This is a genomic window from Colwellia sp. KS18-150 (genome assembly GCF_057551365.1).
The window spans coordinates 14897-34056 of the sequence record NZ_BAAJMC010000024.1; the positions used below are offsets into that span (position 1 = coordinate 14897).

Consider the following 19160-nt stretch of genomic DNA (forward strand, 5'->3'; position numbering starts at 1 on the left):
ATAGAAATGATGACGGTAAACATGCTTTTGCTTATAATGATTTAGCAGCAGTGCTTAATTGCGATAGAAAAATATATGGATCAATATCTTGGAAGTCAGGGCTTTCAATCGAGTAAGACAGTGTAACTGAAAACTCTCCTAAATTGGCAAAAAAGCGTAACTGTAAAGCTTTTAATATTTTATCCAAAGTAACACTGACTTCTTCTTTAGTTTGGTGAGGAAAAAACAGTAAATATTCACCATCGTTAATTAAACCGGCATTTTCGAATTCATTTAAGTGTTCATTAATTAAAGTCGCGATACCATCATTAACTTCAGCAACTATTTTCTTATTAAATTTGAACACTAATTCTTGCCAGTTGCTTATAGATATATAACCTAATGTTAAAGTATAAGAATATTTTTTTGCAGTATTAAAGCTTGTTTGATAAAGCTGCTTAGTTTGAATAGGGTTGGCTAAAGTGTCGTTGTTTTTATCTTGTTCATCATAGGCTTTTCTTGAACGATTATCTCTGCGAATAAGCCAAATAATTAGCTGACTAAACATTAGCGCGATAATAATTAAAGATAGAATGACAATGATAAGTTGTTGCTGCTGAAATTTGCTAGTGAACTGACTGGTTAGCTCACTTTGTTCGGCTAATTTTAAAGATAACTGCCTGGTTTTTGAACTATCTAGCAAACCTTGAGTTTGTGAGTTTTCAGCGCTGATAATTGAGACTTTAGCAGTGTTTTTTAACAAAGATTGACTATATTTCTGCTGCCAAAAGTAAGCCTCTTCTAACGCCCCTTTTTTTGAATACATTTGAGCAAGCATTTGATAAAAATCGATATAATCTTTACCTAAAGTAACATTACCTGCTATTTCTTGGGCTTTTTCTAAATATGTTTCACTATCAGCATACTGCATTAAATCATGATTTATTTGAGCCAATGTGATCAGTGTTTCAAGGTAGGCGGTGGTTAAATGATGTTGATAAAAAATTGACTGGGCCTGTAATAATTCAACTTTAGCTTGTTGGTAATGACGTTGACTTTTAAGGGTTAATGCTAACCCTTGCCCTGCGTAGGCAGCATAAATTGGAGCATTCCTCTTTTCCGCATATTGTTTAGCTTCCCAAAAGGCGTTATAAGCATCGTTAAAACGTTGTAAATTTAAGTAAGAATTACCTAACTGGTAATAAGTTTGTCCAACATTATCTAGCTTGTTGAGATTAAACCGTAATTTTAATATTTTTAACTGAATCGTGAGTGCAGTTTGGAAGTCACCTAAATGAAAGTAAGCATTTGCTAAAATAGATAACAATGAGATACGTTCGCCAAAAGCTGGGTTTTTGTGAATTACGCTATGGACTTGTTGAAGGTCTTTTAAAGCCTTGTTGTGCTGAGCTAACATAGCATAAGCAACACTTCGGTAACTTAAGGCGAGTAATAAATATTTAGGTTTATCTTTTATCGCTGGTGATATTACAGCTTGCTCAACGACAATAAGCAATTTTTCATATTGCTTCTTTTCTGCTAAAACCTGAGCTAATTTTACTTGTAGACAAGGGTAAACGTCTTGGCTAGGGTTGGTTAATGTAAGACCGTCTTGGGCGAATTGAAAGGCAGTTTCGAGTTCACCTTTATTGAGGGCTATACTAGTAAGTAATAGGTAAGTTTTAGCAATAGTTTCGCTTGGGAATTGGATTCGTTGATGAATAATTTTATTACTGAGTGTCATCACATCATCGTAATGTAAGCCTTCTGACGATTGAAGAAATAAATAATCAACTTGGTGTATAAGCCGCTCTTCAGCACTTAGAGTTCGTTCACTTGCTAGCGTATTAAAAACACCACAACTAAGTAAGATAGTCATCAAAAAGTTAAATAAAAAAAATATTTTTTTTATATCGAACATCAATAAAATCACGGTGTTAGCTAGAGTATGGTTTATATTTTAGCGTGAATATTCACGACTTGTTAGTTTTTTTTGTTTACAATTGAAAACCATGACTTATAATGACCTTGAGCTTCTAAAGCTCGACAAGGGCAAATCTAACGAAAGTTAGAGACGCAAAGTTACCGGTCTAACGGGAAACCTATGACAGCGGGACTGCCAAATTTAGATGTAGTGGGGGCTCTTCTATTTTAACAGCTTTCTGTCTGTTTCCTCGGTATACTTTGCGTGGCTTCCTTGCCTAAATATCAATTATTCTTTGATATCAATAACTAAGCGTTATTTTGTGCTTTTTCTTTCAATCGTTTACTATCAATCTTCATTTTTTCATCAGCAATATATTTATCAATGATCTTTTCAAGCATGCTTAAAGGCATGGAGCCATTTTTCAGAATTTGATCATGAAAGTCGCGTAAATCAAAATTTTCTGCCAATTCACTTTCAGCTTTTGCTCTTAAACGCTTAATCGTTAGTTCGCCTATTTTGTATGACAAGGCTTGTCCTGGCCATGAAATATAGCGATCAATTTCAGTTTGTACATTATGTAGAGATAAAGCGGTATTATCAGCAAGATAATCAATAGCTTGTTGTCTAGTCCAAGATTTTTCATGCATTCCTGTATCCACTACAAGTCGACATGCTCGCCACATTTCATAAGTTAAACGACCAAAGTTGTGATACGGATTTTGGTACATACCGGCTTCAATACCTAAATATTCTGAATATAAGCCCCATCCTTCACCAAATGCAGAAATATAAGTACGGTTTCTAAATTTAGGTACATTTTTCATTTCTTTAGCGATAGAACCTTGTAAATGATGCCCTGGTACTGCTTCATGCAAGGTGAGAGCAGTTAATACATATAAAGGGCGTCTATCAAGTCGATAGGTATTCACCCAGTAGCTTCCCGATTGATCATCGCGTCCAGGACCGGAATAACGTCCTGTAGTATATTTAGGAGCAATGCTTGCCGGAACTTCAATCACACCATAAGGTGTTCTAGGTAAGGTTTTAAATAAAGATGGCAGTTTTGCATCCATCTGTTTGGCAATATATGACGCTTCTTTTAATAATGCGGTTGGCGTTTTAGCATAAAACTGTTCGTCATTACGTAAGAATTTAACAAACGCAGCAAAGTCACCTTTGAATTCTACTTCTTTAATTAAGGCATCCATTTCTGCACGAATACGTTTAACTTCTGCTAAACCTTGCTGATGAACTTCGTCAGAGCTCATGTTTAAAGTGGTGTAATGTTGCACTCTATTTTGATAATACGCTTTGCCATTAGGCAAGGATGTGGCGGCAATATTATCACGCGCGTTGGGTTTATATCTGTTTACCATAAAATGGTAATACTTTTGATACGCCGGAATGACTTTTTCGCTAAGTATTAGTTGTGCTTCTTGTTGAAACCTAGCCTGAGCCTCAAGAGGAACTTGTTCAGACATCTTTGTGAAAGGTTGATAATATTCGCTTTTAGTCACATCTTTAACGATATAAGCTTCAATCGATTGCTCAAATCCTTCTAATACAACTTTAGGTTGAGTAATGCCTTCCTTTATCCCTAATTCCATCCAAGCAGTTTGCTGTGCAAAATATCTAGGGATTGCCTGTAGTTTTGATAAATAATCTTGATAATCCTGAGCACTTTTAAAGTTAACTTGTTGAATAATATTTGTAATCCAAACATGAAAGCCTGACTCAGCTGTTAATGGCATGTAGTGTTCTTTGTTTTGATAGCTATCTAATTGGTTCTTAATTGAATAAATTAACACGGCGCTATTTATTTGATTATCTTCACTCAACTCTTCGCTATCAATAGCGATAAGTGACTGATAAATTTTATTAAGGCTTTTATTATTATTGGCTAATTTTTGTGGTGATAAATCTGGAAGTTTGCCATTATTTCCACCTACTTGCGGATCATTAAAGGGACTGGATTGCTGATAATATTGCTGATGCGTATGTATTAACTGTTGTAACTGTTGATCACTTTTACTAGGTGAATCTATTTTTTGGCTAGTGGCTTTTACTGCATTATGACTGCAGCTAATGATAAAAAAGACAAAAATAACAGTGAAGATAGATCTCATGGAGAATAACTCAATTATGAAGGAGCTATTACTTTAACAGACTTATAAACTAAGGTAACAGAGATATAACATAAATTTTGTAGATATTTGTACTAAGATACTAGAGAATATACCTAATAGGTACCAAAGAGTACTGTGAAGGCAGCGAAGTTTGCCATAACGCAAGAGGAGAATCGGTGAAATATCACGATTCGATAAAACAAGCAAATAAAACAATGACACTGGCAGTTAATCAACTGAAACAGTGGCATCTTGCTGTTAATCCTATTAATTATTCAGTTAGCTATGAATACTGTAAGAATAATAATCCAATACTGGTCGCGAGTATTAAACGGATATTATTATCAGGAAAAGAATTAGATGGCTTCTTTATGGAGCAATTGTACAAAGAGCATTTTCTTGACCAAAGTAAGTTTCGTCACGAAATTGTTTCTGATCTTGCACAATTATTTGAGCAAGTTCAACAAAGCTGTCAATTATCGTCAACAAGTGCGCAAGGTTTAATTGAAGAGCTAGACGATAATATTCCCGCCTTAATGTCTCTTGATAGATCAGAAGTTAAAAGCGCCATTGCTAAATTACATAAAGCATCGATGTCGTTCAAAAAACAACAGCAACAATTAACAGAGCAATTACAGAAGTCTCAACAACATACCAAAGCACTAGAAGATGAGTTAGAAGAAGTTCGACAAGAAGTGTACTTAGATCCCGTCACTGGTTTATATAATCGTAAGGCCATGTCAAAACATGTTGATACTTGGTTAACCGAAGATGAAAACAGATCGGTAGCAGCGATTATTGTTAGCGTGGATCATTTTTCAAAATTCAGTGAAAAATTTGGTGGTTTAATTGGCGATGTCATTTTATCTAAAATAGCTAAAAAAGTAGCCAGTTATGTTGATGACAGCGGGCTACCAGTTCGCTCTGCTAATGATGAGTTTATTGTATTATTACCTGACGTTAAAGGTGGTATTGCGACTGAAATAGCTGAAAAAATTAAACAAGGTGTTGAAAAATTACGCTTTGTTAGCGTGCAGTCTGGAATTCGCTTACCTAAAATGAGTGTTTCACTTGGGGTGGGAGAAAAGCAACCAAAAGAAGGATTGAATCAATTTATAAGTCGTAGTCGAAAAACTACTATCATTAGTGAAAATAGAAAATAGTTTCTATTTATCTAATAGCTCTACCAATTCTTCTATATTATCTTCAGAAAAAACTTTTATACCCGCTTGAGTTAGTAATTGGCTGGTGACACCTTGTCCCGGAATTTTCTTGTTAGAAAAAGAACCATCATAAATCATCGAACTGCCACAAGAAGGGCTAGATTCCTTTAACAATGCAAATTTAATGTTATGTTTAAGGCATAAGGATAAACTTAACTGTGCACCCTGATTAAATTGCGCTGTTACATCGTCACCTGCTTGAGTTAATACTTGATTACTTATTAAATTTTGCTCTGCGGCAGCTCTAGGGACGGGTAAGCCTCCTGCTACTTCAGGACAAATACTAATGAATCTGTTCTGTTCTTTCCAAAGTGATATTAATGGATGTTGTAAATATTTTTGCTCGCCATTATAACGAACCTTATCCCCTAAGAAGCATTGGCTAATTAATATTTTATCAAACATTATTGTCGATCACCCTGGCTTATGGCTAATAGCTCTTTAAGTTTAGGGATAGCGATTTTACTGGGTTCATCATTTGCATAAATCCAGCATGATTGACTGTAATAATCAAAATTAAGCAAAAATTCGTTCCCTTGCCAGGCAAAGCGTAAGTTTTCTCTATCAGCGCCAATAATTTTCTCTCTTAAGGTATGCTCAGGAATTTTTGACAATATTAATTGGTTAAGCTCAGCAATATCTTCCTGATACCATTCACCTATAAAAGTAATGGTGATTTGTTTTTCAAATAGGTCAACCGTACCTATAATCGGTGCTTTCGAGGGCATTGTTTCTCCAATAAACTATTACTTGATGTTAATCATACTATTAAAGAAAAAAAGCACGACAGCATAATATATTTTACATATACTGATTGTAACAATATAGTTCTGATTCAAAAAAGAGAGACGACAATATGAAAAAACTTACTCTTGCACTTGCTGCAACCGTAGTCATGGCTGGTCCTGCTTTAGCTGGGGATGTTGAAGCTGGTAAAGGTAAATCTGTTATGTGTGCTGCCTGTCATGGCGCTGCTGGAATTTCTGCTGTTCCAATGTACCCTAACCTAGCGGGCCAAAAACAAGCTTACCTAGTTAAGCAATTAAAAGATTTTAAATCAGGTAAGCGCAATGATCCTACGATGAAAGGTATGGTTATGGCGTTAACTGATGCAGATATGGAAAACTTATCTGCTTACTATGCTAGCCTTAAATAACTAGTTAAAATCTACGAGTAGTAAGTAGTACTTTAAAAGCGCCAATTGGCGCTTTTTTTGATCTTAACAGCGAGTATTAGTTATTGATTGTGCTCTTTAATCAAGGATAAAAATGCTTGGCCATAACGGGCTAATTTAACATCACCAATACCACTAATAGCCAACATTTGTTGAGTGTTTATGGGTTGAATATGCGCCAGCTCTGATAAAGTAGCGTCATTAAAGACAATAAAGGGTGCAATGTCTTCGCTATCAGCAATGCTTTTACGTAAATCACGCATTTTAGAGAATAGCTTTCTATCATAGGACTTTTGTTGGCTTTTATGCTGCCAATAACTGGCTTTTTGTAAACGAGGACTCGCTAACATTAATGGCTCACAGGCTTTCAAAACTGTACCTGAGGCTTGCGTTAAACATAAGTTAGATTGTTGTTCTATGTCTTGCTGTAAATAGCCTAAATGAATAAGTTGAGCAATTAAGGCAAACCAATAGCCAGGAGTTTTACCTTGTCCTATGGCAAAAGTTGAGACTTGAGCGTGGTCGAGCTCTTTAACTTTATCGGTATTTTCTCCGCGCAGAACATCGATCACATGATTTATATCGCCTTGCTCTTTTATGCGAAACACACATGAAAGTACTTTTTGCGCCGGAATTGTGGCATCAAATTGGCTAGGAGGGTCTAAGCAAATATCGCAGTTTCCACAACCCTGTTCAGTATATTCGGCAAAATAGTTAAGTACCACTTGTCGGCGACATGTTTGAGCATCAACAAATGAGCTCATGGCAGCAAAACGTTGTAATTCAACATCAACTCTAGCTTGATTATCACCTTCACTAATACGCTTTTTGATGCGTGAAATATCTTTCTCCGCCACCAAAAATAGAGCTTCAGCGGGTAAACCATCACGACCTGCACGGCCAATCTCTTGATAGTAGGATTCCAAAGTACGTGGCGGCTCAAAATGAATAACATAGCGAACGTTGGGTTTATTTATACCTAATCCAAAAGCAACAGTCGCGACTACGATTTGAATGTTGTCTTTGGTAAACCCTTCTTGCACCATAGCGCGAATTTCATTTTCTAAACCGGCATGATAAGCAGCACAATTGATACCACAAGCGGCTAAGTATTTGCTGAGTTTTTCCACCTGCCAACGGCTATTACAATAAATAATGCCGCTATCATCAGCCTGTTTTCGGATATACCCTAATACTTGTTTTTCACCATCATATTTTTGCGCTAAGGTAAAACGAATATTAGGCCTGTCGAAACTATCTAATTGAATATAGGGATTATTTAATGCAAGTTGCGCTAAAATATCTTTACGGGTGGTTACATCTGCAGTGGCGGTTAGTGCCATAACAGGTACGGATGGGAAGTACTGCTTTAAACATTGTAATTGCGTATAAGCAGGTCGGAAATCATGACCCCATTGAGATATACAGTGAGCTTCATCGATCGCAAATAAACTTAACGGTAGCTCGTTTAGTCTTTGCAAAAAGTAATGATTGGTTAAACGCTCTGGTGCCACGTAGAGCAACTTTATTTCTCCGTTGTTTAAACGGATGAAAATATCATTAATGGTTTGCTGATCTAGAGATGAATTGATGAATGCGGCACAAATACCTTGTCTAGTTAAGTTATCAACTTGATCTTTCATTAAGGCGATGAGTGGAGAGACTACTATGGTAACTCCAGGTAACAAAACTGCCGGTAATTGATAGCATAACGATTTTCCTCCCCCAGTTGGCATTAGTACCAAAGAGTCTCTACCTTGCATAACATTATCAATGATATCTGCTTGTCCTGGGCGAAAGCTGTCATAGCCAAAGTGATGCTTTAATGTCTCGAGCAGTAAGGCTTGATTTTTTTCAGAGGCTGAAGGGGTAATATTCGTGTTCAACAAGATTTTCTTAAAGAGAAATAAGTAAGTACTATTTTACCCTAGAGTTGTCAGAGAGTGATGATTATTTTCACGCTATTTTATTAAAAGAGTGTTAATCTAAAGTTAAAGATATCTGACCAGATGGAATGTTTTGATGGAACGTGATGAAGTAATTAAACAATTAATCGCACATATGGATAATAATATGCCGTTTAATAAGTTATTAGGCCTAAAGATAAACCGTTTTGATGCAGAAATATCGGAAGTTAGCTTTATTTGGCAAGACAAACTTATTGGCAATCCTGTACAAAAGATATTGCACGGCGGTGTCACGGCTACCGCGTTAGATTTTGCGGGTGCTACTGTCGTAGCCGCTAATGTATTTAAGCAAATGCCAAAGCTCACTTTAGCTACGGTTGAGCAAAGTATGAGTAGAATAGGCACGATAGACTTACGTACAGATTTTCTCCGTCCAGGTCGCGGAGAAGAATTTGTTGTTACTGCACATATTATTCGTAGCGGTAGTAAGGTAGCTGTGGCTCGTATGGAAATGCACAATGAATTAGGAGAGCATATCGCCTTTGGTACAGGCACATACATGGTAGGCTAATTGTTAATGGTTTTTTACATAGATTAAATAGACTCGTTTGAGCTGTTCATCAGCATAGGTAAAGTAATAAGACAAGTGACTCCTTGCCCCACGGAACTCTCTATATCAATATGGCCAACAAGTTTTTGCTCAATAATGTTGTACACGATATTCATGCCTAAACCCGTACCACCCCGGTTACGTTTGGTTGTAAAGAAAGGATCGAAAACTTGCTCTAAAGTACTTTCATCCATACCTTTGCCGTTGTCTTTATAAATCAGGCGTATTTCGTCGTGACTATTTTGCTCTATGTGGATGGAAATACAATTGTGTTTGTTATTTTGCATTTCGTTAGCCTCGCCATCAAAGCCATGGCGAATTGAATTATTCACTAAATTTGTTATTACTTGGGCTAATGCACCAGGAATAGTTTTTATACTAATATCTGTTTCGCCACTATATTGGTATTGCACATTATTTCTTTTCAGCTCATTCGCAAGCGTGGTCATAATTTCATCAATATAATCAGATAAATTGATTTTTCTCATTCTTTCAATAATTTGATCTGCGGCAACCTCTTTAAAATTCTGCATTAAGAGAATGACACGTTCTAAACCTCTATTGGAAATCACTGACGATTCACTAATAATCTCAATATAATTTGTTAATTTATTTTGACTTAAGGTCTTGTTTTTAAGTGCTTTGGCAATGCTCTCGGTATTTTCTTGTATAAGGCTAGTGGAGGTTACTGCAATGCCAAGTGGTGTATTTATTTCATGGGCTACGCCGGCAATAAGCTTACCAAGTGAAGCCATTTTTTCCGATTGAATCAATTGTTGTTGTGTCTCTTCTAAGTGAGCTAATGTGACACTTAGCTTGTGAGTAGTTTTCTTATTCTTCCAAAATAACCCGACAACCAAGATCAAGGCTAATGCGGTTAGAATAATTAAGATACTGGTAATGGTAATCGTTGTTTTTTGCTTAACTATGGTTTGTTGTTGCTCGGCTATGGCATCATCTTGCACGTTTAGAGCTTGTTGTTGGCTGGTGATGCTTAGCTGCTGTTGTTCTAATATTTGTTTATTTTTTTTAATTAAACTGGCCATTTGCTGATTTTCTAACACTTTTTCAGCTACTTCCTGCTTCTTCTCTGAAATTGCTTTAGTTTGTTCACTATAATTTTGATTGGCTTTGCTTAGCTGTAAAAGAATGTGTGTAAGTTCTTGCTCTTTTTTCTGTAGCGCTAATCTATGCTCTTGCTCTTTGGTAATCAGATCTGTCATTGCTTGCTGGTGTTGGTTAATTTCTTCAATACTATTTTGTAAATCATCATTAAGCTTAGTGAGTTGTCGATTACTTGCTTCGATTTTAGCTTGTTGAATCGCGAGTTCGGCATTGAGATTTGATTCTCTTTCTCTTGTTAATTGCATTGCCTGTTCAGTTTCACGATAAAGTGATGCGATATCTAATTCTGTACCACCGAGTAATAATAATTGGGCAGATATTTGAAGTTTCTCGTAGACAATATTGGATTTATTGATTTCAAATGAAATGGCGTTAGCATTTTCACTGTCGATAAGGTTGATCATAGCATTGTGTTTATCAGCGCTATTGTCGGTCACGAGTAAGGTATTAGAGCCGCGAACTTGAGATGCTAATTGATTAAGGTTTTGGTTAAAGTTACTAGGAATGTAGAGTAAGTCAGCTGCTTTGCCTTGAAATAAATTGCTAATCAATATGACTTTAATGTCTTTACCTTTAACTTGTTTGTTATTTAATGATCGTACTAATAAGGCATTGAAGGCCGTATCTTGATATATGGCGACAACAAATTGATTCTTTTTATTTTCCTCTGGCCAGGTAATGTGTTTTAAAAAATTATATAAATAAGCCGCTTTAATTTGTGATTTGCTTAATTGTTGGCTGGAGGCGGTATGAGTGAATAATAATGCGATCGACACGCAAAGTATTAGTAATGACGATTGCAACCATACCTTTATCATTAACAAAAACCCTACGCACTTAAATTAACTTATATTTTAGTCTATAAAACATCAAAAGGTTTAATAGTCAATATATATCAAAAAATTAACTGAAAAGGCTGAGAGCATATTGCCGACTATGGTATAAACTCTATATCATTGGACTTACTGAGTTTTTAACCTAAGAGTTACTTTATGAATCCTGCTGGCACCTCTGTGCAACATCCACAATTATGTTCAGTAACCTTGCTTGGTAACTTAGTTGCTAAGCCAGATATTCGTTATCGTGCCAACCCAGTGTCAGCAATTACCGAAATAACATTAGCAACGACAAGTAAGTGGCTCGATAAAAAGAGCAATCAATATAAGGAATGGACAAGCTTTCATCATATAAAAGTAGAAGGGGTACTTGTTGAACAAGCGCTTATGCAGGCAGAAAAAGGAGATGTTATTTTAGTTCAAGGATATTTGAGTCATATTAAATCAAATAGCGCTAACAAAGATAATCATCCAGCGATCGTTCATGCGAATTTTATTCAGAAGTTTTCTAAAGGCTACACACAAAGTATTAATCAAATTCATTGTAGTGGTCATGTATTGTCTAAGCCGCAACTTATCACTACTGCAAATAATAAAAAAATGGTGCAGATGAATATTGCTATTAATCAACATATTTATGTCATTGAAAAGCAGAGTTGGCAAACTATTGCTCTAGAGCGTGAACTACATGTATGGGGGAAGCAAGCACAAGCACTAGAAGAAAAGGTTAGCGTAGGTGATAACGTGGTTGTAGAGGGGAAGTTAAGCTATTTAGCCACCGCGGATAAAGCTCAGTTTATTGAAGCTAAGTCTGTGCATTTGCTAAATAATTAATAATTCATTATAAGTAAATGAGCTAATAAAGTCTTTATTACCTGAATAAGCGGTTTAAAGTCACTTGAGTATATTTATAGATAAAGTATTATTTGTTTTATAAACTAGGGTGTTAGGTATATTTCATGGACAAAATATCTCGTTATGGCAATAAATTTTAGAAACCAATATGTAAAGCAGAAGCTGTCATTAGTTACTTATTGGTTAGTAGCTTTATTTACGCTTGCCTCTGGAACGCTGCAAGCAAATAGTAACAGTTATCAAATTGAAGAAATCTCTCAATTAGGCCATCATCAAATTAGTGATAAAGATTGGCAGCAAATTATTGCCAACCCAAGTAATAAAGAGCAGTTTTTTGTTATTAACAGCTCAGGCCAACTCTATTTATTAGAAGATATTATTGCTGAAACCCCTTTATTAGACATTAATAGCACACGAAAAGAAAATAATGGGCAAGAAGAACCGGCTCCTATCTATAAATTAACAGCTATCGCACTTCATCCTAATTTTTCATTACGTGATCAAAAAGGATACAGTACTTTTTATACTGCGCACCTTGAAACCACTAACAAGAAAAGTCGCACTAAACGTATTCAAGAGCGCTCTAGTGATTTGACGTTGACACTTGATGCCGTGATCACCGAATGGAAGTTTACTTCAGCTGCTCATAAAAAAGTGGATATTAGCAGTGCCCGAGAAGTATTAAGAATAGGGGTACCTGACGAGAGCTTTGTGATTGAGCAAATGTCTTTTAATCCAGCAACAAAATCATGGAATGACGATTTTGGTCTACTGTATATCAGCTTAACTGGTGATAAAAAATGGCAAAAGCCGTTATATTCTGGAGTTATTTTACGGATTAACCCAAATAAATTTGGCTTACGTAGTTTTACGGTTCCCAATAGCAATCCTTTTTTAAAAGATAGCCAAATTAAAGACTCAATATATTTATTAGGTGGACAAAGTATTCAGCAATTTATCTGGCCAGATAAAAACAGCGAAAAGCTACTTATTGTTCACAGATACAATCAACAAACATTGTTGTCCTTAACCACAGGGCGTGATGATTGGCGAGTAATGGCTCCTAAAAAGATATTGCACCAAAGTAAAGGCGCTATCAATGATGTGGTTATGTACAGAGGTCGTAATTTACCTTATTTAAGAAATAAGTTATTGCTACTTAGTTTTAAAGAGCAAAATTGGCAAATTGAATCTTTAATGTTTAATCGCTCAGTGATTCTTAGTGAAAATAAAGTCCATACCCCACGATTAGAATGGCAGTTTACCCATCGTTTATCGACGAATAGTACGCCTAGCTTGGCAGTTAACTTTTATGATGAAATTATTGTGCTAGAAAACAATGAAAACCTTCTTTTTCGTTTGTCACAAGATAATGTCGAAGTCACAGAAAATGTAGCTCCAGAAATCGATGAAAACTCTCAAGCAGGTATTAGTTTTATTGTGTTGTTGTTTTCTGGTGTTGCCGCTGCTGCTATATATTACCTTTTTAAAGTGAATAAGTTTTCAGCAAAAAAATTAGTAAGACAACAATATGCTCATCTTGAAATAAGCGAGTCGGAGCAGCAAATCGGTTTATATTACCGTCATGAGCGTAGCGCTGATACCATTCTTGATATCGTAGATATAGCCAGTAGTGAAGTATTGCTTAATGAACACGCAATTAATTGCATTAATGACGGTGAGGGACATGGATTTAGTAATGATAAAGAGCAGGATATGCGTGATCTTTTTCATAAAGAACATATAGATAAAATGGTTGATGGTAAAATAAGACAAATTACTTTGAGGCTAACAACCAAGGAAGATAAATCTTATCTTGTTTGCTTGTATATGCGCAAGGGCAGTAATCGTATCACTAAGAAAAGCTACTTTAATGTTGTTGATGAGCTTATTAACTGGTGCTGGTTAATTGCCCATAACATCAATATAAATGAAACTGGTGAGCGAAAAGCCAAGCCAATTATTAAGGCGGCAACAGTAGAAGAGCAAATGTTAGAGAAAGAGAAAAATGCTACGCCACTGCATAATCAAGCTGCCGCTATACGCCCAGTCAAAAATACCACTATAAGCCCAAAACCTAAAACAGTTATCGCTGAAAACCCAACCACAGAAGTTACAACTGAAGAGCCTTCTAAAGTCATACCGGCAACTAAAAATGAGGTTAGTGAGAACAAAAGCACTAATAGCACCATAGATACAGAATTGGTGAATGCCTTGGAAAAATTGGTGAACTTAAAGCAGCAAGGTTTTTTATCAGCGGATGAATTTGCTAAGGCAAAAGAAAAGTTATTACAAAATTTGTTTGATAAGCAATAAATCAGATTTTAAAACAAATAAAAAGCCGTCAATAATGTTGACGGCTTTTTAATGATATTATCTCAACAAGGTTGAGTAACGGTTATTTCAACGTTAACAAATAAGCCACTAAATCTTGATAATCTTGTTCAAAATTATCTTTATCTAATTCCTGAGTGTTAATGCGGTATTTACCATTAACAATCACTGCTGGAACACCTGTAATTGCACGTTTTTGAGACATTGTTACTTGATGCTTTTTCATTGATTTAGCTTTACTATTAACACTAAAGCTTTTCATTAATTTATCAAATTTCTCACCGTCTGCACCGTTAAGCACGAAAATATTACGAATATCTTTTTCAGAAGTAATCGCAGCACGTTGTACGTGGATATATTTAAAAACCGCGTTAATTAACTGCTTATCCATACCTAGTTGCTCAGCAACTACTACTGATTTAGTTAGCATACCTTGAATTTCAGGTGAAGCTGCGCGAAGAAAATCGACATGGTTACGTTCGAAGCTAACACCTTCTGGAAGGTTCTTTTTGACACTTTCCATAAAAGGTTCAAAGCGGAAACAATGAGGGCAATAAAATGAGAAATACTCACGCACTTCCGCTTTATTTGAGGCAGTTTCACTGACTTGTGTGTATTGCTTACCTTCGGTGTATTTTGCTGCATAAGCACTGGTTGAAAATGCCGTCAAAATTAAAAATAACACCATAAAGTGTTGCTGTACTGTTCTCATTATAATTTCCTATATTTACTAAAATATTCATTATACCGGTAATAAACTTAACGGTGGCTGTTGTAAAGCTGACATCTGCTCTTTGAGCATTAAAATTTGCTGTTCCCAATATTTTTCGGTATTAAACCACGGAAAATTTTGTGGAAATGCTGGATCTTGCCAGCGTTTACATAACCAAGCCATATAGTTAACTACGCGCATGGTTCTTAATGATTCTATCAAAACTAACTGGCTAGATTCAAATGAAAAGAACTCTTCATAACCCATTAGTAAGGTATCAATTTGTAACAATTGTTGTTGTCTATCACCAGAGAGCATCATCCATAAATCTTGAATGGCAGGGCCGGTACGACAATCATCAAGATCGACAAAATGAGGTCCTTCATCACGCCATAAGATATTACCTGCATGACAGTCACCATGTAGGCGGATTTGCTGTGTAGGTTGGTATTGTTTAGCCGCAACGTCAATCACTTGCTCTAGAATGGTAAAAAAGGGTTTGTGTAATACTTGCGGGACAAAATTACTGCTAGCAATAGTGTCTTGAGCTTGATACAGCAATTCATCAACATTAAAGCTAGGTCTGTGTTGAAAGGATTTTTGCGCAGAAACTGCGTGAATCCGCCCGACAAATCGCCCCATCCACTCAAGTTGGTCTAAATTATCTACCTCAAATATTCGACCACCACGACAAGGAAATACCGCAAAATGATAACCTTTATGTTCAAACAGGCTTTGACCATTTCTTTTTAGCGGCGCAACAATAGGGAGTTCTCTTTCATCTAATTCAAAGGAAAACTCATGTTCTTCAATTATTTGTTTTAATTGCCATCGTTGTGGTCGATAAAATTTAGTGACATATTTTATTAAATTCTCGTCATGGAATTGATATACACGATTCTCATAACTATTAAGCGGTAAAAGCCCGCTATCGACAGTAAAACCGGCACTTTCTAAGCCATCAATGATGGTATCGGGTGAAAGTGCTTTAAAATCAAAATTTGCCATTAATTACTACTTTTATCATCTTGATTATCGCTTATTAAAGAAGCGACTTTCATGCTCAATTTTAACATCATCTTTTGGTGAAACTTGTTCAACGGTAAAGGTAATGTCTGTCATATAGCCTTGAAGTTCATACGGGTCTACTGAAATACTAATAGGTAGAGTATAGACAGTCGCCGCTTCAACAAATACTTCTTGCTTACCATGCCATTTAGTATTCTCAATGCCCCTTACTGATAACTTATAGGTGTTATCGGTTTGTGACATATTAAGAATTTTTAAAGTGAAAACATTTTCTATTTCACCATTGAAATTCTCTTTTGCTAGCTCAGTTCTATCACGAATGATGTCTAATGATAAAGGTATACGATTCACTACCTCTAAAATGAGTAACGAACTCATAATGACGAGTACCACAGCGTAGCCAATTAACTTGGAACGAATTAAATGTACTTTTTTACCTTCAAGATCATGCTCTGTGGTGTAGCTTATTAAACCTTGATCGTATTTCATTTTTGACATAACGCTTGAGCAAGCATCAACACACGAACCACAATTAATACACTCGTACTGTAAACCATTACGAATATCTATGCCTGTCGGACACACTTCAACACATAAATTGCAATCTATGCAGTCGCCTAATCCTAACTCTTTAGGATCTTGTTTTCGACCTCGAGCACCTCGGCTTTCACCTCGCTCATTATTATAGGCAACAGTCAAAGTATCTTTATCAAACATTGCCGACTGAAATCGTGCATAGGGGCACATATGTAAACAAACAGTTTCACGCATCCAACCGGCATTGCCGTATGTCGCAAAGGTAAAAAACGCTAAAATAATGGCCATGGTTATCGTCGTATTAAAAGTAAATACATTGACGAAAAGCTCACTCATTGGCGAAAAATAACCGGCGAAAGTCATGGCAGTAAAGAGAGAAAAGAGTAACCAACTCGTATGTTTAAGCGTTTTCTTCCACAGCTTTTTGCCATTCATTTTTTGTTGGTCTAACTTTCTACGTTGATTGGCCGTCCCTTCAATTTTTTCTTCAAACCAGATGAATATAAAGGTCCAAACTGTTTGTGGGCACATGTAGCCGCACCATACTCGGCCTAAGAAGGTGGTGACGAAAAAGAGTAAAAAGGCACCAAAAATAAAAATCCAAGCGAGTAAGGTGAGATCTTGCGGCCATAAAGTCAGGCTCCATAACGTAAAACGTTGCTCACTAATATCAAATAACACCGCTTGATGACCGTTATATTGCAGCCAAGGCAATAAGGCAAAAAAAGCGAAGTAAACCAAGTTCATACGTTGTCTTAGTTTTTGGAAAAAACCTGAGTTTTTACGAACATATATTTGATCACCCGGTTTATAACGCTCATGTTTGTTTTTAGCAGGATGAATCTTGACGTTTTTAATAGGAATTTTGTTCTTTGTTGCTAAGGGGGCTTTTTCTTCGGGTCTCACGAGAAATCCTTGTAGACAAAATTGGTACTAGTATAAGAAATAGTATAAGAAAATGGTTTATGCTATTGTATCCAATAATAATAATAACATAGATTAGCGCATATAATTATACGGCATAATATGAAAAATTTATTGATCTTAATCGTTGCTGCTGCAGTATTTTTACATTTCTATCCCCAGCCTGAAGTTACTAAATTTTATAATGAACAAAAACAAGCATTGTTAGATGGCTTTAGTGAATTTAGCGATACGAAAGTGCGTTTAAAAGCAGATAAAATCTTTATTGATTTACAGTCTGAATTATCTAACTTTTCTACAGAAGAAATTACATCTTTAAAAGAAATCACTTCTTCTAGAACGAATGTTAAAGAGTTTTATCAAAGTTATTGTAAAGAAAAAGCATCTAGTATCACTTTCCACCCAACGAACCAAGCAAGTGTCTGTAAAACAATTAGCCAATATGAAAATATGCTTTAGCGAGACAGCTTAACTAGTAATTTTGCAAATTGATTAGCACTTGTCTGCTCATGTTTATGCTTACCATTTACCACTACCCAACTGCCATTAACCATCACATCTCGGATGGTATTCTCACGGCTAGCAAAAATCACACTGTCTAGTAAATGTTGGTTATTATTAGCATACAAGCTAGTTTGTTGAGAGTTTAAAACAATAAAATCAGCTTGTTTCCCCACGGCTAAATAACCTGTGTTTGAGCTGGTACTTTGTGCGCCACCCATCGCTGCTTTTTGCCAGAGGTTTTGTCCCACTGAAGGAGTATCTGCAGACGCTAATATCGCTCTTTGTTGCTTAGTCAAGCGTTGAGCATATTCTAACCAGCGCAATTCCTCTATGGGATTAACAGAGATATGACTATCAGAGCCAATAGCGAAATTACCATTTAATGATAAAAACTCTGTGGTAGGAAAAACTCCATCACCTAAATTAGCTTCTGTAGTCGGGCATATGCCAGCGATTGCTTGCGTATCAATTATCGCTTGTTGCTCTTGCTCGTTAATATGGGTTGCGTGAATTAAACACCAGTGTTTATCTATAGTAATATTATCGGTAAGCCATTGAACCGGACGTTTGCCATAATGCTTAAGACAATCATCTACTTCTTGCTGCTGTTCACTAATATGTATATGAATTGGCGCTTTATCATCGAGTGAGCGCAAATGACTAGCAGCCTGCTCAATTGCATCTTTGTCTACCGCACGTAAAGAATGTGGAGCTATACCAACATTGCTATTGGAAAATTGACTTGATAATTCAAAACAGTCACTGACTAGTTGGTTAAACTGTGTGGTTGAGTTGATAAAGCGTTGTTGACCTTCATTAGGCGGTAACTTACCAAAACCAGAGTATTGATATAATACAGGTAACAAAGTTAAACCAATACCAGACTCTTTTGCCGCAGAGAAAACTGCCTGTGCCATAGTGGCTAAAGGCTTTGTTCCTTGCTCGGGAGATTGTGAATTATTTGAGTAAAGCTTGCCACCAATATCATGATGTAAATAATGAAATTCGGCGACTCTTGTGTAGCCCATTTTGAGCATCTCTATATACAAATATTTAGCAATAACTTGCGCATCACTAGCCGTTAATTGCGCTAAAAATTTGTACATTACTTTGCGCCAAGTCCAGAAGCTATCCTGTCCTTCACTGCCTTGTTCGCTAAACCCTGCAAAGGCACGTTGAAATGCATGTGAATGGCAATTTACCATGCCTGGTATAACGGTGCCTGAAATAACTTCAGCGTTATTTTCTTTGCCATCAGTAATATTGGTAATAATACCGCGGGTAACTGTTAAAGTTTTATCAGTTTCCCAGCCACTTTCTAATAATATGTTTTCAACGTAATATTTCATTTTTATCAA

At 36.1% G+C, this 19160-nt stretch carries 16 protein-coding genes and 1 riboswitch; of the genes, 6 read left to right on the top strand and 10 right to left on the bottom strand.

All coding sequences use genetic code 11. The features are described 5' to 3' along the window. Positions 1-31: 31 nt before the first annotated feature. The gene (locus AC27IF_RS18045; protein WP_487055742.1) at positions 32-1858 is read right to left on the bottom strand and encodes a tetratricopeptide repeat protein; all 1827 of its coding nucleotides are present in this window, start codon (positions 1856-1858) and stop codon (positions 32-34) included. A gap of 162 nt (positions 1859-2020) precedes the next feature. Then, positions 2021-2103: riboswitch (cyclic di-GMP riboswitch) on the top strand. 108 nt (positions 2104-2211) lie between these two features. Beyond that, the gene (locus AC27IF_RS18050) at positions 2212-4032 is read right to left on the bottom strand and encodes a DUF885 domain-containing protein (RefSeq protein WP_487055743.1); all 1821 of its coding nucleotides are present in this window, start codon (positions 4030-4032) and stop codon (positions 2212-2214) included. Between the two features lie 176 nt (positions 4033-4208). Between AC27IF_RS18050 and AC27IF_RS18055 the strand changes: the two genes are divergently transcribed. After that, complete coding sequence (locus AC27IF_RS18055) at positions 4209-5195, top strand: GGDEF domain-containing protein (RefSeq protein WP_487055744.1); 987 nt, start codon at positions 4209-4211, stop codon at positions 5193-5195. Positions 5196-5198: 3 nt separating this feature from the next. Here AC27IF_RS18055 and AC27IF_RS18060 read toward each other — a convergent pair whose 3' ends face one another. Together AC27IF_RS18060 and AC27IF_RS18065 are read right to left on the bottom strand one after the other, a co-directional pair. Then, on the bottom strand, positions 5199-5660 hold the full coding sequence (locus tag AC27IF_RS18060; protein ID WP_487055745.1) for a 2-thiouracil desulfurase family protein: 462 nt from the start codon (positions 5658-5660) through the stop codon (positions 5199-5201). After that, on the bottom strand, positions 5660-5983 hold the full coding sequence (locus AC27IF_RS18065; protein ID WP_487055746.1) for a DUF3630 family protein: 324 nt from the start codon (positions 5981-5983) through the stop codon (positions 5660-5662). The genes AC27IF_RS18060 and AC27IF_RS18065 overlap by 1 nt, the downstream gene beginning before the upstream one ends. A gap of 128 nt (positions 5984-6111) precedes the next feature. Between AC27IF_RS18065 and AC27IF_RS18070 the strand changes: the two genes are divergently transcribed. After that, positions 6112-6411, top strand: coding sequence for a c-type cytochrome (locus tag AC27IF_RS18070; RefSeq protein ID WP_487055747.1), 300 nt, complete (start codon positions 6112-6114; stop codon positions 6409-6411). 80 nt (positions 6412-6491) lie between these two features. Here the strand turns inward: AC27IF_RS18070 and recQ are convergent, their stop codons facing one another. Continuing rightward, complete coding sequence (gene recQ, locus AC27IF_RS18075) at positions 6492-8315, bottom strand: DNA helicase RecQ (RefSeq protein WP_487055748.1); 1824 nt, start codon at positions 8313-8315, stop codon at positions 6492-6494. 136 nt (positions 8316-8451) lie between these two features. Between recQ and AC27IF_RS18080 the strand changes: the two genes are divergently transcribed. After that, a complete protein-coding gene (locus tag AC27IF_RS18080) occupies positions 8452-8907 on the top strand; it encodes a thioesterase family protein (RefSeq protein ID WP_487055749.1) in 456 nt (151 codons plus the stop codon). Positions 8908-8930: 23 nt separating this feature from the next. Here the strand turns inward: AC27IF_RS18080 and AC27IF_RS18085 are convergent, their stop codons facing one another. Then, complete coding sequence (locus AC27IF_RS18085; protein WP_487055750.1) at positions 8931-10889, bottom strand: YfiR/HmsC family protein; 1959 nt, start codon at positions 10887-10889, stop codon at positions 8931-8933. A gap of 174 nt (positions 10890-11063) precedes the next feature. Here AC27IF_RS18085 and AC27IF_RS18090 point away from each other — a divergent pair, with 174 nt between their 5' ends. Continuing rightward, positions 11064-11741 (top strand): single-stranded DNA-binding protein, encoded by a 678-nt coding sequence (locus tag AC27IF_RS18090; protein WP_487055751.1) that lies wholly within the window; start codon positions 11064-11066, stop codon positions 11739-11741. 144 nt (positions 11742-11885) lie between these two features. Then, the gene (locus tag AC27IF_RS18095) at positions 11886-14078 is read left to right on the top strand and encodes an SHOCT domain-containing protein (RefSeq protein WP_487055752.1); all 2193 of its coding nucleotides are present in this window, start codon (positions 11886-11888) and stop codon (positions 14076-14078) included. Positions 14079-14160: 82 nt separating this feature from the next. Here AC27IF_RS18095 and AC27IF_RS18100 read toward each other — a convergent pair whose 3' ends face one another. The 3 genes from AC27IF_RS18100 to ccoG are packed head-to-tail and all read right to left on the bottom strand — an operon-like array spanning position 14161 to position 17280. Continuing rightward, entirely contained in the window at positions 14161-14808 is a 648-nt protein-coding gene (locus AC27IF_RS18100; RefSeq protein ID WP_487055753.1) for a thiol:disulfide interchange protein DsbA/DsbL, read from the bottom strand. Between the two features lie 30 nt (positions 14809-14838). After that, positions 14839-15816 (bottom strand): serine/threonine protein kinase, encoded by a 978-nt coding sequence (locus tag AC27IF_RS18105; RefSeq protein ID WP_487055754.1) that lies wholly within the window; start codon positions 15814-15816, stop codon positions 14839-14841. A 24-nt stretch (positions 15817-15840) separates the two neighbouring features. Further along, positions 15841-17280: a cytochrome c oxidase accessory protein CcoG gene (ccoG, locus tag AC27IF_RS18110; protein ID WP_487055755.1), complete on the bottom strand. Its 1440-nt coding sequence runs from the start codon at positions 17278-17280 to the stop codon at positions 15841-15843. 120 nt (positions 17281-17400) lie between these two features. On the opposite strand from ccoG, the gene AC27IF_RS18115 reads away from it, so the two are divergent. After that, positions 17401-17757, top strand: a complete 357-nt coding sequence (locus tag AC27IF_RS18115; protein WP_487055756.1) for a hypothetical protein — start codon at positions 17401-17403, stop codon at positions 17755-17757. Here the strand turns inward: AC27IF_RS18115 and AC27IF_RS18120 are convergent. Beyond that, a complete protein-coding gene (locus tag AC27IF_RS18120; protein ID WP_487055757.1) occupies positions 17754-19151 on the bottom strand; it encodes a formimidoylglutamate deiminase in 1398 nt (465 codons plus the stop codon). The two genes, AC27IF_RS18115 and AC27IF_RS18120, sit on opposite strands and share 4 nt — an antisense overlap. Positions 19152-19160 lie beyond the last annotated feature (9 nt).

Bases quoted from the DNA above. Each gene is read 5' to 3' on its own strand.
- AC27IF_RS18045 (WP_487055742.1), bottom strand. From the start codon at position 1,858: ATGACTATCTTACTTAGTTGTGGTGTTTTTAATACGCTAGCAAGTGAA.
- AC27IF_RS18050 (WP_487055743.1), bottom strand. From the start codon at position 4,032: ATGAGATCTATCTTCACTGTTATTTTTGTCTTTTTTATCATTAGCTGC.
- AC27IF_RS18060 (WP_487055745.1), bottom strand. From the start codon at position 5,660: ATGTTTGATAAAATATTAATTAGCCAATGCTTCTTAGGGGATAAGGTT.
- AC27IF_RS18065 (WP_487055746.1), bottom strand. From the start codon at position 5,983: ATGCCCTCGAAAGCACCGATTATAGGTACGGTTGACCTATTTGAAAAA.
- AC27IF_RS18070 (WP_487055747.1), top strand. From the start codon at position 6,112: ATGAAAAAACTTACTCTTGCACTTGCTGCAACCGTAGTCATGGCTGGT.
- AC27IF_RS18080 (WP_487055749.1), top strand. From the start codon at position 8,452: ATGGAACGTGATGAAGTAATTAAACAATTAATCGCACATATGGATAAT.
- AC27IF_RS18085 (WP_487055750.1), bottom strand. From the start codon at position 10,889: ATGATAAAGGTATGGTTGCAATCGTCATTACTAATACTTTGCGTGTCG.
- AC27IF_RS18090 (WP_487055751.1), top strand. From the start codon at position 11,064: ATGAATCCTGCTGGCACCTCTGTGCAACATCCACAATTATGTTCAGTA.
- AC27IF_RS18095 (WP_487055752.1), top strand. From the start codon at position 11,886: ATGGCAATAAATTTTAGAAACCAATATGTAAAGCAGAAGCTGTCATTA.
- AC27IF_RS18100 (WP_487055753.1), bottom strand. From the start codon at position 14,808: ATGAGAACAGTACAGCAACACTTTATGGTGTTATTTTTAATTTTGACG.
- AC27IF_RS18105 (WP_487055754.1), bottom strand. From the start codon at position 15,816: ATGGCAAATTTTGATTTTAAAGCACTTTCACCCGATACCATCATTGAT.
- AC27IF_RS18115 (WP_487055756.1), top strand. From the start codon at position 17,401: ATGAAAAATTTATTGATCTTAATCGTTGCTGCTGCAGTATTTTTACAT.
- AC27IF_RS18120 (WP_487055757.1), bottom strand. From the start codon at position 19,151: ATGAAATATTACGTTGAAAACATATTATTAGAAAGTGGCTGGGAAACT.